Annotated in this window: 14 protein-coding genes and 2 pseudogenes; all 16 read left to right on the top strand. The window is 66.2% G+C overall.

Annotated features, from left to right (window positions below):
• The first annotated feature begins 20 nt into the window (after window positions 1–20).
• The 16 genes and pseudogenes from pilV (ACFJI0_RS07795) to ybgC all read left to right on the top strand — a co-directional run bounded on the left by pilV (ACFJI0_RS07795) (window position 21) and on the right by ybgC (window position 15,086).
• Window positions 21–605, top strand: coding sequence for a type IV pilus modification protein PilV (gene pilV / locus ACFJI0_RS07795; RefSeq protein WP_382324099.1), 585 nt, complete (start codon window positions 21–23; stop codon window positions 603–605).
• The gene (locus ACFJI0_RS07790; RefSeq protein ID WP_382324097.1) at window positions 602–1,411 is read left to right on the top strand and encodes a PilW family protein; all 810 of its coding nucleotides are present in this window, start codon (window positions 602–604) and stop codon (window positions 1,409–1,411) included. The genes pilV (ACFJI0_RS07795) and ACFJI0_RS07790 overlap by 4 nt, the downstream gene beginning before the upstream one ends.
• Complete coding sequence (locus ACFJI0_RS07785; protein WP_382324095.1) at window positions 1,408–2,169, top strand: PilX N-terminal domain-containing pilus assembly protein; 762 nt, start codon at window positions 1,408–1,410, stop codon at window positions 2,167–2,169. Before ACFJI0_RS07790 ends, ACFJI0_RS07785 begins: the two co-directional genes overlap by 4 nt.
• Window positions 2,170–2,385: 216 nt before the next feature.
• Window positions 2,386–5,496: a pilus assembly protein gene (locus ACFJI0_RS07780; protein ID WP_382324093.1), complete on the top strand. Its 3,111-nt coding sequence runs from the start codon at window positions 2,386–2,388 to the stop codon at window positions 5,494–5,496.
• A gap of 29 nt (window positions 5,497–5,525) precedes the next feature.
• On the top strand, window positions 5,526–5,963 hold the full coding sequence (locus ACFJI0_RS07775; protein WP_382324091.1) for a type IV pilin protein: 438 nt from the start codon (window positions 5,526–5,528) through the stop codon (window positions 5,961–5,963).
• Window positions 5,964–5,975: 12 nt separating this feature from the next.
• Window positions 5,976–7,134, top strand: a pseudogene (gene ribD / locus ACFJI0_RS07770) (bifunctional diaminohydroxyphosphoribosylaminopyrimidine deaminase/5-amino-6-(5-phosphoribosylamino)uracil reductase RibD).
• Between the two features lie 107 nt (window positions 7,135–7,241).
• Window positions 7,242–7,817 carry a GspH/FimT family pseudopilin gene (locus ACFJI0_RS07765; RefSeq protein WP_382324089.1) on the top strand — a complete coding sequence of 192 codons (576 nt, stop codon included), beginning with the start codon at window positions 7,242–7,244 and terminating at the stop codon, window positions 7,815–7,817.
• A complete protein-coding gene (pilV, locus tag ACFJI0_RS07760; protein ID WP_382324087.1) occupies window positions 7,814–8,401 on the top strand; it encodes a type IV pilus modification protein PilV in 588 nt (195 codons plus the stop codon). The genes ACFJI0_RS07765 and pilV (ACFJI0_RS07760) overlap by 4 nt, the downstream gene beginning before the upstream one ends.
• On the top strand, window positions 8,398–10,026 hold the full coding sequence (locus ACFJI0_RS07755) for a PilC/PilY family type IV pilus protein (protein ID WP_382324085.1): 1,629 nt from the start codon (window positions 8,398–8,400) through the stop codon (window positions 10,024–10,026). The genes pilV (ACFJI0_RS07760) and ACFJI0_RS07755 overlap by 4 nt, the downstream gene beginning before the upstream one ends.
• The gene (locus tag ACFJI0_RS07750) at window positions 10,023–10,475 is read left to right on the top strand and encodes a type IV pilin protein (RefSeq protein WP_382324083.1); all 453 of its coding nucleotides are present in this window, start codon (window positions 10,023–10,025) and stop codon (window positions 10,473–10,475) included. Before ACFJI0_RS07755 ends, ACFJI0_RS07750 begins: the two co-directional genes overlap by 4 nt.
• Before the next feature lie 61 nt (window positions 10,476–10,536).
• Entirely contained in the window at window positions 10,537–11,181 is a 645-nt protein-coding gene (locus ACFJI0_RS07745; RefSeq protein WP_382324081.1) for a riboflavin synthase, read from the top strand.
• Window positions 11,178–12,308, top strand: coding sequence for a bifunctional 3,4-dihydroxy-2-butanone-4-phosphate synthase/GTP cyclohydrolase II (ribBA, locus tag ACFJI0_RS07740; protein ID WP_382324079.1), 1,131 nt, complete (start codon window positions 11,178–11,180; stop codon window positions 12,306–12,308). The genes ACFJI0_RS07745 and ribBA overlap by 4 nt, the downstream gene beginning before the upstream one ends.
• 47 nt (window positions 12,309–12,355) lie before the next feature.
• Window positions 12,356–12,821 (top strand): annotated as a pseudogene (gene ribH / locus ACFJI0_RS07735) (6,7-dimethyl-8-ribityllumazine synthase).
• Window positions 12,822–12,826: 5 nt separating this feature from the next.
• Window positions 12,827–13,345, top strand: a complete 519-nt coding sequence (gene nusB / locus ACFJI0_RS07730) for a transcription antitermination factor NusB (RefSeq protein ID WP_382158889.1) — start codon at window positions 12,827–12,829, stop codon at window positions 13,343–13,345.
• On the top strand, window positions 13,342–14,562 hold the full coding sequence (locus tag ACFJI0_RS07725) for a pyridoxal phosphate-dependent aminotransferase (RefSeq protein ID WP_382324077.1): 1,221 nt from the start codon (window positions 13,342–13,344) through the stop codon (window positions 14,560–14,562). Before nusB ends, ACFJI0_RS07725 begins: the two co-directional genes overlap by 4 nt.
• Before the next feature lie 95 nt (window positions 14,563–14,657).
• Entirely contained in the window at window positions 14,658–15,086 is a 429-nt protein-coding gene (ybgC, locus tag ACFJI0_RS07720) for a tol-pal system-associated acyl-CoA thioesterase (protein ID WP_382324075.1), read from the top strand.
• Window positions 15,087–15,090 lie beyond the last annotated feature (4 nt).

The following is a 15,090-nucleotide window of genomic DNA, read 5'->3' as shown; positions in this document are numbered from 1 at the left end:
CGAACCATGCAATTCGCACGATGAACAACAAGGCATCCTCCCAACGCGGCGTCAGCTTGATCGAAGCCCTGGTCGCCCTTCTGGTGCTCGCCCTCGGCATCATGGGCATGGCGGGCATCCAGACCCGAACGCTGGTCGAGTCCCGCACCACGAACTCCCGCGCCCTCGCTCTGCAGATGGCGGACGATCTGCTGGATCGCATGCAGGCCAACTCAGCCCTCCGGATCAATCCCCCCGCCGTCAGCCCCTATCTGGCGGCATGGGGGGCACTCGCGGCTGCGCCGGTTAACTGCTTCACCACCGGCTGCAATGGCGCCCAGCTGGCGGCCTTCGACCTCGTCCAATGGAAGGCCTCCCTGGCCCGGGTGCTGCCGGGTGGCGACGCCCGGGTGTTCCGGTCCAACACCGACGCCACCCAGTTTGGCATCCTGATCGGCTGGACCGAGACCCAGGCGAAGAACCAGGGGGAAGCGGCTGGCGCCCAGGCCACCTTGTTCACCAATGCCATTGCCATCCGCGACGCCGCCAATGCGGTGGGGACGGGTGTGGCGGGCGTTGCCTGCCCGGCAGGGCTTATCTGCCACTTGGTCTACATCCGGCCATGAGGAAGCACGGCATGGCTGTTTCACCCCGCCCCCCTTCGCGTCGTGCACGCCGTCGCCAATCGGGCGTCAGCTTGATGGAACTGCTGATCGGCATCAGCATTGGCTTGCTGGTGGTGGTGGCCGCCATCGGCAGCCTGGTGTATACCCGCACGTCAACCATCGCGGTGGGCGACAGTTCGCGACTGCAGCAGGATGCGTCCAACGCATTCCGCACGCTGGGTCACCACATCCGCCAGAGTGGTGCGCGCCGCATCGTCAACCCGACGGTAGGCGACACCAACGTGGCATTCAACGATGCCTACCTGGGCTTTGGCACGAACTCCAACACCAGTGCGCCGCTCGTGCTGCAAGGCACCGAAGGAGCCGACAACGCGCCCGACACCTTGCAGGTCAGCTACGACACAGATCCCGTGCTGCAAAGCATGGATTGCCTGGGTGCGCCGACGCTGGTCGCGAACAACATCTCCAGCACCTTCTCGGTGGTCGGCAACGAACTGCGCTGTCTGGGTTCTGGCTCGGTCACCCCTTTCGCGCTGCTCCAGGGCGTGGAGGATTTTCAGGTTCTGTATGGTTTCAGGATCGCCGATGACAGCTTCCAGTACCGGACGGCAGCGGCGATCAATGTCATGGTTCCCGCGCCTTGGGAGCAGGTGGAAACCGTTCAGGTGTGCCTGCGCCTTGTGGGTGAAATGAGCAACAACCCGGGCGCGGACATGACGGGATGCAATGGGGAAAACGTCGTCAACGACGGGCGCATCCGCCGTGTCTTTTTCCGCGTCTTCAAGGTCCGCAATCAAGGCATATGAAACACCACTCGTCTCCATCGCGGCAACACCCGCAGCGGGGCATCTCGCTCATCGTGGTGATGGTGATGCTGCTGCTCGGAACCATCGTGGTGCTGAGCAGCACGCGCCTGGGCTGGCTCAATGAGCGACTGGTGGGCGGCGAGAGCGACTACCAGCGGGCATTCGCCGCGGCTGAAGCGCTGGTCCGCGATGCGGAGCGCGACATCCGGGGGCTGCGGATCGACAACGTCACGCCCTGCAACATCACGGCGGGTTTTCTCGGATGCCGCAACTTTGCGGGCAACCAGCCCTATTTCCCTCAGGACGACGACGATCTGGATCTGCTTCAACCACGCCTGCGCACTGGCGCCAACGGCTGCCTCCAGGGCATCTGCCTCCCCGCCACGGTGACGACCCTGAACGCAGCCAACTGGACCACCAATCTGGCCGCGATGACCGCCACGGTCGGCAATGCCTCTGTGGCCGCGCGGTACGGGGAGTTCACGGGCGCCGACCCGGCCGCCGCAGGCAACCCCCTGCTGTCGTGGTCGCGCCCCGGTGTGGCTCCGGTCGTTGCGCCGCGTGCGTGGTATTGGGTGGAGGTATTCAGATACACGCCAGGGGCTGGTGTCATCACGGCCGCAGGCAACGTACCCATCCCGGACATGAAGCACCCCTTCGTGTACCGCATCACGGCTTTTGCCCAGGGCATGAAGCCCGGCACGCGGGTTTGGTTGCGTTCCATCTTCGTGCCCCGGCCACAAAACCAGATCAAATGATTTTCAGTGAGGTCACCATGACGCTGCGTCCCCCACCTTGGTTCTCCTGCACTGCCGTGGCGCTGGCATGTCTGCACGGCCCCCTGGGTGCTGCCCAGCTCAATCTGACCCAATCCCCGCCCGGCGCCGGCCGTGAGCCTTCGCCCAACATCATCGTGTCGGTCGACGATTCCGGCAGCATGGGCGCGACGGGGATCGCGACCCTGAAAATCTGCCTTGCAGCAGACCTTTGCGGAAACCAACGTGCCAGACGACCGGATCCGCCTGGCCTGGCAGTCCATGAACCGCTGCCGCGGAATTCCCAGCAACAGCACAGCGTGTGGCAGTCTGAACGGCATGCGCCCACTCCTGGGCACACACCGCACCAACTTCATGACCTGGGTGAGCACGCTGACACCCAACAACGGCACACCTTCCCACCTGATGATCGACGAGGCCGGCAAGTACCTGAGCCGCACCGATCTGGGCGTCAACAGTCCGTGGGCGGCCAATCCCGGGACACAGGAAACACCGCTGCTGTCGTGCCGAAAATCCTTTCACATCTTCATGACCGATGGCGGCTGGAACAGCGCTGAGGCGAGCAACACCAACAACCATGTGGACACCTCGGGCCCGGACTACCAACGCATCACGCGCGGTGGCAACGCCGACGGCAGCGCCTTCACACTGCCCGACGGCGTGCAGTACGCCATCACATCGGATCAGACCCGGCTCTACAGGGACAACTGGGGCCACGCAAACCTGAGCACGCTGTCGGACCTGGCCTTCTACTACTGGTCACGCGACCTGCAGCCCGGGCTCACCAACAACGTGAGAAAGAGCCCCAAGGATCAGCTCCCCGCCGAGAACTTTGGCACCACTGCCAACCCCGCTTCGCTCGACTCTTACTGGAACCCGCGCAACAACCCGGCTACCTGGCAACACATGGTGAACTACACCATCGGCTTCAACGATGCCGCCACCTGGACGGGCGCCCCCACTTTCAGTGGCGACACCTTCGCTGGCCTGGGCCCACTGATCCGCGGTACCACCAACTGGCCATCGCCGTTCTGCGGCACAAGCAGCAACTCGGCCTGCGACGGCAGCTCCGGCTACAACGCCCGCGAGAACGAACGGAAAGTGGAACTCTGGCACGCCGCCCTCAACAGCCGCGGCCGTTTCGTGCCCGCCCCCAATGCCGCAGCACTGGTCTCCGCCTTTCAAGGCATTCTGGACGACATCCTGACGCAGACGGCCAACCCGATGGTCAGCATCGCCAGCAGTTCCAGCCGTTTGCGCACGGATGGCTTCGCCTATCTCGCGGAATTCAACTCCGAGCGCTGGAGTGGTGACCTGGGGGCGTACACGATCGCCGCGAACACCAATGTCGTGAATTCAACGCCCAGCTGGACCGTCGCCAGCCTGCTCGACGCGGCCACCTTCAACGTCACGAACCGGCTGGTGCTGACCAGCAACACGACCGAAGGCACCCCGTTCCTGTTCGCCAATCTTTCGGATGCCCAGAAAACCGCGATCCGCGGCGGCGATTCCGTCACCGTGGGAACGAACCGGGTGAACTACCTGCGGGGTGATCGCACGCAAGAGGTGCAGAACGGCGGCTCCCTGCGGCGACGCGATTCCCGCCTGGGCGACATCGTCAACTCCAACATCTGGCACACGGGCCGGCCCCTGCGCATGTCGGTCGAGCACGCGGGGCATGCTGCCTTCCGCACCACCTATGCCAACCGCACGGCGGTCCTGTACGTGGGCGCCAATGACGGCATGCTGCACGCCTTCAATGCCGCGACCGGCCAGGAGCTCATGGCGTATGTGCCCCTGGGGGTCTATGCCAACCTGCGCAACTACACCCTCACGAACTACGGCCACAGGTTCTTTGTCGATGGACACCCCTTCACGGGAGATGTGGACACCAGCGGCAGCGGCACCGGCAACGGCGCCACGCCCACCTGGAAGACCATGCTGATCGGCGGCCTGGGCGGCGGCGGCAAGGGCTACTTCGTGCTGGATGTGACCAACCCCGTGGCGTTCGCGAGCAATCCATCCACGTTCACGGCGACGGGCGTGGTGATGGACAAGACGGATGGCGCCGACGCCGATGTGGGCCACATCTACGCCGTCCCCGTGGTGGACCCCGTCACAGGCGCGCGTTCAGAGCAAATCGTCAAGCTCAACAATGGGCGATGGGCCGCGGTCATGGGCAACGGGGTCAACAGCACCAACGAACGCCCCGTGCTGTTGATCCAGTACCTGGATGGCGGCAAGGAGTTGCTGAAAATCGTCGCAAATTCCACAACTGGACAATCCAACGGCCTCTCCGCTCCTCGCTTGGTGGATGTCAACGGCGATGGCACGATGGACGTCGCTTATGCGGGTGATCTGCAAGGCAACCTTTGGAAATTCAACCTGACGCAGACCACCGCTTCGCAGTGGGGCGTGAGCAACTGGTCGGGAGGCACCACGACCTGCAAGAACGCCACGAACTGCGTCCCCCTCTACGTGGCGCAGGACGGTTCGTCCACGCGGCAACCCATCACCGCCGCCCCGCTCTGGATGGCGCATCCCCTGGGTGGGGTGCAAGTGCTGTTCGGGACAGGCCGGAATCTCCAGGACGCGGACCGCACCAGCACCGCCACCCAGACCATTTATTCCGTCTGGGATAAGGGCACGTATTCGTTCCCCGATGGCGTGCTGACCGCCGCAGACAGCGGCAACATCACCACGGGGCGGTCGGCGCTGGTGCAGCAGACCGTGCTGGGCGCAGTCACCAGCACGGCCAGCGGCAGCGAGGCCGCCACGGACTACTACAACACCTCTGAGAACAGCGTGGCCTATTCCCGAGCCGACAACACCGCCAAGCGCGGCTGGTACATGGATCTCCCACTTTCTCGCGAAAGGGTGCTGGCGCAACCCCCAACTCTTCGAGGGCCAGAAAGTGATCATTCCCTCGACCGCACCGAAAACGGGGGTTTCCGGAGAAACCTGCGACTTCGACGCCGTGACCGAAGACAACCTGATCAACGTCTTCAACATGATCTCGGGCTCCCCCCCGCGACCCCCGTGTTCTCCACCACGGACACGTCGATGAACATCGCCAAAGCCAGCCGCACGCGCTTTGGCAGTGGCGAGTACATCAGCATCAACAAGTCCGACGGCAACCTGGAGCTCATCTCGTTCATCAACAGTGGTGGATCAGGTGGCGGAGGTGGTGGCGGCGGAGGTGGCGGTGGTACCGCCTGCAATCCGACCACCCAGACTTGCATGGTGAACAAGACCCTGACCACGGGACGGTACCCTGGCGCCCGGGCCGACTGGCGAGAAGCCCGATAACCTCCTCAATGAACAAGGGAAACGACTTCATGAAACACGGTCACGCACGCTCCCGGACATTGGGCTTCACGCTGATCGAGGTGATGATCGTGGTCGGCGTCATCGGCATTCTTTCTGCCATCGCGTTCCCCAGCTACAACCAGTACGTGCAGCGAACACACAGGGCCAACGCGCGAGCTGCACTGCTACAAGCAGCCCAGTGGCTGGAACGTGCAGCGACCGCGCAAGGCAGCTACCCGGCCGCAGCCGCCATTCCCGCCGGCGTGCTGCAAGTGGAAGGTGGCCGCTATGCGATCACGCTTCCTGTGCTGACCGCCGGGACTTTCACCTTGCGGGCCACACCCAATGGTGCGCAAGCCACCGACCAATGCGCGATCTTCCAGATGACCCACGCCGGCGTGCGAACCCAGGTTGTCACGGCGGCCGTGCCCGCGCCCTTGACCGCGCAGGAGTGCTGGAACCGCTGATAAGCTCGGCGCATGACTGCGCCCGCCTCCAAGCATCCGCTCGATCAAGCCCTGGCCCTAGCGGGACAGGCCACGCGCTCCAGCAACCCCAACCCCCGCGTCGGCTGCGTCATCACCACGCCTGATGGCCGTGAAATCGGGGTTGGGCACACCCAACCCGTGGGCGGCCCCCATGCCGAGGTGATGGCCTTGCGCGATGCACAGGCGCGCGGCGAATCGGTGGCCGGTGCCACCGTCTACGTCACACTGGAGCCCTGCTCCCACCACGGACGCACTCCACCCTGCTGCGACGCATTGATCGCAGCGCAAGTCGGCAAGGTCGTGGTCTCCACGGGGGATCCGAACCCCCCAGGTGTCTGGCCGTGGCATGGACCGCCTGCGCGCGGCCGGCATTCTGGTCGAACTGCTGCCAGACGACCACGATGCAGCCAGAGCCGCTCGCGAACTCAACATCGGATTCTTCAGCCGCATGATCCGTCGCACACCGTGGGTGCGCATGAAGGCCGCTGCGTCGCTTGACGGCATCACCGCGCTGGACAACGGTGCCAGCCAATGGATCACGGGCGAGGCCGCGCGCACGGACGGCCATGCCTGGCGCGCACGTGCCTGCGCGGTGCTCACGGGCATCGGCACGGTGCTGGAGGACGATCCCCTGCTGGACGTCCGCCTCGTGGACACCCCTCGCCAACCGCATCTGGTGGTGATCGACAGCCGCCTGCAAACGCCACCGGCCGCGCGCCTCTTCCAGACGCCCGCCAACGGCCAGGCACGTCAGATCTGGATCTATCACGCCAGCCGCGACGCCGACAAGGAAATCGCCTTGCAGCGCTTGGGCGCGGCCCTGGTCCACATGCCGGGTGCCCACGGCAAGGTGGATCTGCCCGGCATGCTCGCCGATCTGGCCCGACGCGAGGTGAATGAGCTGCACATCGAGGCCGGTCACAAGCTCAATGGCTCGTTCGTGCGCGAGGGCCTGGTCGACGAGATGCTGCTCTACCAGGCGCCTCAACTGCTTGGGCGTGGCGCCGGCCTGGCCGACTTCGGGCCGCTGCAGCAGCTGACGGAAGGCCCTCTGCTCCGCTATGTGTCGGTGGATCCGGTGGGCACCGATCTGCGCATCCTGGCACGGGTGCAAGGCCGCGATGCCTTCCTCCTGCCCTCTGCGAGCTGATCGATCACCACGAAGATACAAAAAGTCATACAAAGCAACTATCCACTGAATTCCGCCGCTCATCCATATGGTGCTTTAGTTGTATTTTTGGCTGATAGAGTGCCGCCATGCAAAAAGCGCGGCATCTCTTCATCGCTGGACCGAATAGGCCTCTGGGCGTCTCCCTGATCGAACTGCTGGTGGTGATCGCGGTGCTGGCGGTCCTGGCATCGATCGCCATTCCGTCGTTTGCCGGTATCGCCCGCCAGTACCGCGTGAATGCGGCCGTGGACGAATTCATGGCGTCGGTCCAGCTGGCCCGGGTGGACGCCATGCGCCTGGGCCAAGACATCTTGATCCAGCGCCAAACCTCGTGCGACGTGGCCTTGCCCACCACCGCCGATTGGGATTGTGGGTGGCGCGTGTTCGTCGATCTCAATGGCAATCAACTGCCGGACCCGGCCGAGGCCGAGCTGCAGTCCGTTGCGCTTCCCACCGGCATCCGCCTCGTCAAGGCGAAGGGTGGCGGCAGCCCGCAGTACATCACCATCAACCGGTACGGCCAGGTCACCGCCATAGGCCAGCGTTTCGCGGCCTTCCCCGCAGGCATGGACGAACTGAGTGGCCAGCTGATCTGCTTCTCCACGGGCACGCGCCTGCGCACGGTCAAGGGTGCAAAAACCTGCCCCGATGAAGGCAAATGATGAGGAGACCGCACCACCGCCAACGTGGCACCAGCCTGATCGAAGCGCTGGTGGCCCTGCTCGTGCTGGCCCTGGGCGTCATGGGCATGGCGGCGGTTCAGACGCGCGCCCTGACCACGGCCCGCACCACCAACCAACGGGCGGTCGCCATCCAAGCCGCCGAAGACCTGCAGGACCGCATCCAGGCCAACGCCGACCTCCGGCACAGGCCAGCCCTGGTCAACCCGTATGTGACCACCTGGGGCCCACCACCCGCCGCCGGGACCGACTGTTCCTCCACACCGTGCGGAGGAACACCACTCGCCACCTTCGATCTGATGCAGTGGAAGAAAGACCTGGCCCGAGTCCTGCCCGCGGGCGACGGACGGGTGTTTGCTTCCACGAAGGACGCCACCCAGTTGGGCATTCTGGTGAGGTGGACGGAAGCCAAGGCCAGAAACGAGGCTCAGGCCGGCAAAGAAGAGGCCGCCCTCTTCCGCCAGGCCGTCGCCGTGCGAGGTGCGGCCGATCAACCGGGCGTCGGCGTGTCGGGCGAGCTTTGCCCTGACACCTTCACCTGCCACCTGATCTTCGTCCGGCCATGACGACATCACGCCAGTCGGGCGTGAGCCTGGTCGAGCTCATGGTCGCGCTGGCCGTCGGCCTCATGGTGGTGATCACCGCCATGGGCAGCCTGGTGTACACGCGCAAACACCCGGCGGAGCTCGACGCGTACTGGAACCCGCGCAACGATCCCGCCACCTGGCAACACATGGTCACTTACACCGTCGGGTTCAAGGACGCCGCCGGATGGACGGGGCAGCCAGTCTGGAACGGCAACACCTTCAACAACCTGGGCGGCCTCATCAACGGCGACACCAGTTGGCCTTCACCGTTCTGCCTCGTCTTTTCCGACAACAACCGGCCCTGCGACAGTGCGTTCAACCTGAGTTGGCTCACCCGCGAGAACGAACGCAAGGTGGAGCTGTGGCACGCCGCTTTGAACAGCCGCGGACGCTTCGTGCCCGCGATCAACAACACAGCGCTGCTCGACGCCTTCCAGGGCATCCTGGACGACATCCTCCATCAGACGTCACAACCCCTCGTCAGCATCGCGAGCAGCTCCATGGGCAATGGCGTTAACAGCGTCAACGAGCGCCCGGTGCTGCTCATCCAGTACCTGGACGGACCACGGGAACTGCTCAGCATCGTGGCCCACGCCACCACCCACCAAGGCAATGGCCTGTCCGCGCCTCGACTGCTCGATGTCAACGGCGACGGCAGGATGGATGTGGCCTACGCCGGCGACCTGCAAGGCAACCTCTGGAAATTCAACCTGACCGATACCGACGCCACGAAATGGGGTGTCAGCGACTGGAGCGGCGGTGGCATGCCCTGCAAGAGCGCTTCCTGCACCCCCCTTTTCACGGCCCGCGACGCGGCCTCGTCCGCCAACCTCCAGCCCATCACCACGGCACCGCTGTGGATGGCCCATCCGCTGGGTGGCGTCCAAATCCTGTTCGGCACCGGCCGCAGCCTGGAAGAGGCCGATCGCGCAAGTGCGAAAGTGCAGACCATCTACTCGGTCTGGGACTTCAGCCAATACACAGTCGACAAGGGGCGGCTGTCCGAGAGCACGGACGCGCGCTCCACGATTCCCGGCCGCAGCGCACTCGTCCAGCAATCCGTCACCGGGGCCGTGACCAGCCGCACCTCGGGCACCGAGCTGCCAACCCTGTTTTTCAACAGCTCCCGCCAGCCGGTCGCGTACGCCCGAACCAACCCAAGCTCACCGCGCGGCTGGTACATGGACCTGCCCGACGCCGGTGAGCGCGTGTTGAGCAACCCCCAACCGTTCGAGGGCCAGAAGGTGATCGTGACCACCACCGTCCCTGCGCAGGGCAGCAACGAAGAAACCTGCGCGTTCGAACAGGCCCAGGAAGGGGGTGCGATCACCGTCCTCAACATGATCACGGGGCAGCCTGGCAAAGCGCCGGCATTCGCCAGCACCGATGCCACCATGTCCATGATCAACGCCTCGCGCGCGCGCTTTGGCAGCGGTGAATTCGCCAGCATCCACACATCCGGTGGTGACCTCAACCTGCTGTCGCTTTCCAATGCGTCGGGCGACCCGACCTGCGATCCCGCCAAAGCGACGTGCATCAGGAAGCTGACCTTGACAGCCGGCAAGGTCGAGGGCCGGCGCGCGGACTGGCGGGAATTCGAATGAGCACGCGGCTTTCCCCAGGCGTGCGGCGGCCGCTGGCGCAGCGGGCTTTCACGCTGATCGAAATCATGATCGTGCTGGCGATCGTCGCCGTGCTCGCCACCATCGCATTGCCGCAATACACCTCGCATGTGCAGCGAACCCACCGGGCCCACGCCCGGGCCGCCCTGCTGCAGGCCGCCCAATGGTTGGAGCGCGCGGCCACCGCGCAGGGCACCTACCCCGCACGGGCGGCCATTCCCGCCGGCGTGCTGGCGGTGGAAGGCGATCGGTACACGGTCGGCTTCAAAACGCTGAACGCCAGCGCCTTTGTGCTGCAAGCCACCCCGCGCGCCGCGCAAAGCGCGGACGAATGCGGCGTTTTCGAACTCAGCGAGGCGGGGCTGAGAACCCAGTCCGCCTCGGCGCTCGTGACGGCCCCCTTGTCGGCTCAGACCTGCTGGAACCGCTAGCGCCAGAGCCCACCAAAGAGGGCTCCAGGCCCGGTTTCCGAAACCCTGCGAAAATAGCGGGATGTTTACCGGCATCATCACCGGCGTGGGGCGCATCGCCGCCCTCCACGACCTGGGCAGCTCTTTGGACCATGGCAAGCGACTCACCCTGGAGGCGCCGCCTGGCTACCTCGACGACGTCGGTCTGGGCGACAGCATCGCCCTCAACGGCGCCTGCATGACCGTCACCTCGCTGGACCTGCCCCAGCACCGCTTCACGATCGACATTTCCGCAGAATCGCTGGCCCGCACCACCGGCCTGGCGCAAACGGGCCGTCGCATCAACCTGGAGAAGGCGCTTCGCGCCCATGACCGGCTGGGTGGGCACATCGTCGCGGGCCATGTGGACGGCGTGGGCACGGTCACCCGCTTCGCCCGGGTGGGCGAAAGCTGGGAGCTGCGCGTGATGGCGCCCGCCGAACTCGGCAAATACCTCGCCTACAAGGGCTCGATCACGGTCAACGGCGTCAGCCTCACCGTCAACGAGGTGGCCGACAGCGCCGCAGGTTGCGAATTCAGCATCAACCTCATCCCCCACACGGTGGACAACACTTCATTGGGCGAGCTGGCCGAGGCAAGCACGGTCAATCTCGAAATCGACACCGTCGCGCGCTATGTCGAGCGCATGCTCAGCGCCGGCACGCACCCCACCAAGGAACCCGCATGAACGCCCCTGAAACCCTGGCCCCGGTGGCAGTCTCGCCGGTCGAGGACATCGTTGCCGACATGCGCGCCGGGCGCATCGTCATCCTGGTCGACGAAGAAGACCGCGAAAACGAAGGTGATCTGGTGCTGGCCGCCGACCACGTCACGCCTGAAGCGATCAACTTCATGGCCCGCTTCGGCCGCGGCCTGATCTGCCTCACCCTCACGCGCGAGCGCTGCGAGCGCCTGCGCCTGCCGCCCATGGTGCCGCGCAACGGCACCAAGATGGGCACGGCCTTCACCATCTCCATCGAAGCCGCCGAAGGCGTCACCACCGGCATTTCGGCCGCCGACCGCGCGCGCACCGTGCAGGCCGCCGTGGCGCCCGACGCGCAGGCCGGCGATCTGGTTCAGCCCGGCCACATCTTTCCCCTGCAGGCGGTCGAAGGCGGCGTGCTCATGCGCGCCGGCCACACCGAAGCGGGTTGCGACCTCGCCGCCATGGCCGGTTGCAGCCCCGCGTCGGTGATCTGCGAGATCATGAAGGACGACGGCACCATGGCGCGCCTGCCCGACCTGCAGGTCTTCGCCGCCGAGCATGGTCTGAAGATCGGCACCATCGCCGACCTGATCGAACACCGCAGCCGCACCGAATGCCTGGTGAAGAAGCTGGGCACGCGCAGCATGAACACCGCCTTCGGTGAATTCCAGGTCACGGCCTTCAGCGACCAGCCCAGCGGCGCCCTGCACCTGGCTCTGGTGAAGGGCGAGTGGAAGCCCGAAGACAGCGTGGCCGTGCGCGTGCACGAACCGCTGTCGGTGCTGGACGCGCTGGAAGTCGGCCGCTCCATGCACTCCTGGAGCCTGGAAGCCAGCCTGCGCCACATCGCCCAGGCCGGCGCGGGCGTGGCCGTGCTGCTCAATTGCGGTGAAACCGCCAGCCAGCTGCTGGCCCAGTTCGAAGGCACGGCGCGCTCCGCCCAGGCGCCCGAGCGCGGTCGCATGGACCTGCGCACCTACGGCGTGGGCGCGCAGATCCTGCGCGACTGCGGCGTGCACCGCATGCAACTCATGGGCAACCCGCGCCGCATGCCCAGCATGACCGGCTACGGCCTCGAGATCACCGGCTACCTCAGCCGCAACGGCTGATCCCTTTTTCCCCCTTCCCTCCTCCATCCCAAGAAACGGACCCCCACATGTTCGGCGCAGACAAAGGCACCCCCCAGCGTGCTCGACGGCAGAAAACTCAGCATCGGCATCGTCCAGGCCCGCTTCAACGAATCCATCACCGACGCCTTGTTCAACGCCTGCCTGGCCGAGCTGCTCGCCCTGGGCGTGCAGGACAAGAACATCGCCCACGTGAAGGTGCCCGGCGCGCTGGAAGTGCCGGTGGCCCTGCAGGCCATGGCCGAGCGCGACGACTTCGACGCGCTGATCGCCCTGGGCTGCATCATCCGCGGCGAGACCTACCACTTCGAACTGGTGGCCAACGAATCGGGCGCCGGTGTCACGCGCCTCTCGCTGGACTACCAGATCCCCATTGCCAACGCCATCCTGACCACCGAAAACCTGGACCAGGCCGTGGCCCGCCAGACCGACAAGGGCCGCGATGCGGCCCGCGTGGCGGTGGAAATGGCGCACCTGCTGCAAGAGATCGGTTGAACACCATGTCCGCTGACACCCCCACCCCGGCCACCGCCAAGAGCGGCGGCACCGCGCGCAAGGCGGCCGACAAGTCCGCCCGCACCCGCGCCCGCGAATTCGCGCTGCAGGGGATCTACCAATACCTGGTGGGCCGCAACGCCGCCATCGACATCGACACCTTCACGCGCGACCTGGCCGGCTTCCACAAGGCCGACAGCGTGCACTTCGACGCCCTGCTGCACGGCTGCATCGCCGAGGCCACGGCGCTGGACGCGCTGATCACGCCGCGCCTGGACCGCCCGCTGGCGGAACTCTCGCCGATCGAACACGGTGTGCTCTGGATCGGCGCCTACGAATTCCAGCACTGCCTGGACGTGCCCTGGCGTGTGGTGCTCAACGAGTGCATCGAACTGGCGAAGTCCTTCGGCGGCACCGACGGCCACAAATACGTCAATGGTGTGATGCACCAGCTGGCCTCGCAGCTGCGCCCCGCGGAAGTGGCCGCATCACCGGCGCCGGCCGCGCGCAAGCCCGCTCCATGAGGATTGCCCAGCGCGCGCAGCGCGTCGAACCGTTCTACGTGATGGAGCTGGCCAAGGCCGCCTCCGCCATGGCGGCCCAGGCCGGCGCCGGCGACCGGTCGATGATCTACCTCAACATCGGTGAACCCGACTTCACCGCACCGCCGCTGGTCACCGCCGCCGCCGAACGCGCCATCCATGCCGGCCGCAGCCAGTACACGCAGGCCACGGGCCTGCCTCCATTGCGTGAAGCCATCAGCGGCTGGTACGCCTCGCGCTTCGGCCTGCGCATCGACCCGGCTCGCATCGTGGTCACCGCCGGCGCCTCGGCCGCGCTGCAGCTGGCCTGCCTGGCGCTCATCGAAGCCGGCGACGAAGTGCTGATGCCCGACCCGAGCTACCCGTGCAACCGGCAGTTCGTGCAGGCCGCCGAAGGCCGCGCGGTGCTGATCCCCTCCGGCCCCGAACAGCGCTTCCAGCTCAGCGCCGAACAGGTCGAAGCCGCCTGGGGCCCCGCCACGCGCGGTGTCCTGCTGGCCTCGCCCTCCAACCCCACGGGCACCAGCATCGCCCGCGAAGAGCTCGAACGCATCGCGCGCTTGGTGCGTGGCCGCGGTGGCATCACCCTGGTGGACGAGATCTACCTCGGCCTGAGCTTCGAAGACGAGTACGGCCACAGCGCGCTGGGCCTGCCCGATGGCCTCGGCGACGAGGTCATCAGCATCAACAGCTTCTCGAAGTACTTCAACATGACCGGCTGGCGCCTGGGCTGGCTGGTGCTGCCGCCCGCCCTTGTTCCGGCGGTGGAGCGCCTGGCGCAGAACCTGTTCATCTGCGCCAGCACCATCGCGCAACACGCCGCGTTGGCCTGCTTCGAGCCCGACAGCCTGGCCGAGTACGAGCGCCGCCGCGCCGCCTTCAAGGCCCGGCGCGACTTTTTCATCCCCGAACTCAACCGCCTGGGCCTGAACGTCCCCGTGATGCCCGACGGTGCCTTCTACGCCTGGGCCGACGTGCGCAGCCTGTGCGAGCGCTGGGGCATCGCGCCGCAAGGCACACGGCCCGACGAGGGCGGCAGCTGGGCGCTGGCGTTCGAACTCATGAAGCGCTGCCAGCTCGCCACCACACCGGGGCGCGATTTCGGCCAGGCCGAGCCCGGCCGCTACCTGCGCTTCTCCACCGCCAACTCGATGGCCCAGCTCCAGGAAGCCGTGGCCCGCCTGGAGCAGGCCCTGTGAGCGCGCCCCCCACCACAGCGCCGACCCCGCCGCCGGGCCGCCCCAAGGCGGGGGCAGCCCCCACGGGGGGCAGCGAACCACGCGCAGCGGGGAGCGTGGGGGCGCCATTCACCTGGCCGGTGCGCGTGTACTGGGAAGACACCGACGCGGGCGGCATCGTCTTCTACGCCAACTACCTCAAGTTCTTCGAGCGCGCGCGCACCGAGTGGCTGCGCCACCTGGGCCTGGGACAGCAGGCCTTGCGCGACGAGGTCGGCGGCATGTTCGTCGTGAGCGAAACCCAGGTGCAATACCACCGCCCGGCCCGCCTGGATGATTTGCTTCTGGTTACAGCCCGCGTGCGGGAAGCGGGCCGGGCCTCCCTGACAATCGAGCAGCGCGCGCTCCTGCAGCCCCCGCTGGCTGGCGAGGCCCCCCTGCTGCTGTGCGAGGGCACGATCCGGATCGGCTGGGTCGATGCCCAAAGCCTGCGCCCCCAGCGCATCCCGGTTCAGGTGCAGAGCGCGCTGCAAGGCCCGGCCTGAGCGG

Origin of the sequence: Hydrogenophaga sp. UC242_53, from assembly GCF_042696965.1 — a bacterium.
In the GTDB taxonomy this organism is placed as follows: Bacteria; Pseudomonadota; Gammaproteobacteria; order Burkholderiales; family Burkholderiaceae_C; genus Hydrogenophaga.
This window is presented reverse-complemented; position numbering and strand designations above follow the sequence as displayed.

Bases quoted from the DNA above. Each gene is read 5' to 3' on its own strand.
- pilV (WP_382324099.1), top strand. From the start codon at position 21: ATGAACAACAAGGCATCCTCCCAACGCGGCGTCAGCTTGATCGAAGCC.
- ACFJI0_RS07790 (WP_382324097.1), top strand. From the start codon at position 602: ATGAGGAAGCACGGCATGGCTGTTTCACCCCGCCCCCCTTCGCGTCGT.
- ACFJI0_RS07785 (WP_382324095.1), top strand. From the start codon at position 1,408: ATGAAACACCACTCGTCTCCATCGCGGCAACACCCGCAGCGGGGCATC.
- ACFJI0_RS07775 (WP_382324091.1), top strand. From the start codon at position 5,526: ATGAAACACGGTCACGCACGCTCCCGGACATTGGGCTTCACGCTGATC.
- ACFJI0_RS07765 (WP_382324089.1), top strand. From the start codon at position 7,242: ATGCAAAAAGCGCGGCATCTCTTCATCGCTGGACCGAATAGGCCTCTG.
- pilV (WP_382324087.1), top strand. From the start codon at position 7,814: ATGATGAGGAGACCGCACCACCGCCAACGTGGCACCAGCCTGATCGAA.
- ACFJI0_RS07755 (WP_382324085.1), top strand. From the start codon at position 8,398: ATGACGACATCACGCCAGTCGGGCGTGAGCCTGGTCGAGCTCATGGTC.
- ACFJI0_RS07750 (WP_382324083.1), top strand. From the start codon at position 10,023: ATGAGCACGCGGCTTTCCCCAGGCGTGCGGCGGCCGCTGGCGCAGCGG.
- ACFJI0_RS07745 (WP_382324081.1), top strand. From the start codon at position 10,537: ATGTTTACCGGCATCATCACCGGCGTGGGGCGCATCGCCGCCCTCCAC.
- ribBA (WP_382324079.1), top strand. From the start codon at position 11,178: ATGAACGCCCCTGAAACCCTGGCCCCGGTGGCAGTCTCGCCGGTCGAG.
- nusB (WP_382158889.1), top strand. From the start codon at position 12,827: ATGTCCGCTGACACCCCCACCCCGGCCACCGCCAAGAGCGGCGGCACC.
- ACFJI0_RS07725 (WP_382324077.1), top strand. From the start codon at position 13,342: ATGAGGATTGCCCAGCGCGCGCAGCGCGTCGAACCGTTCTACGTGATG.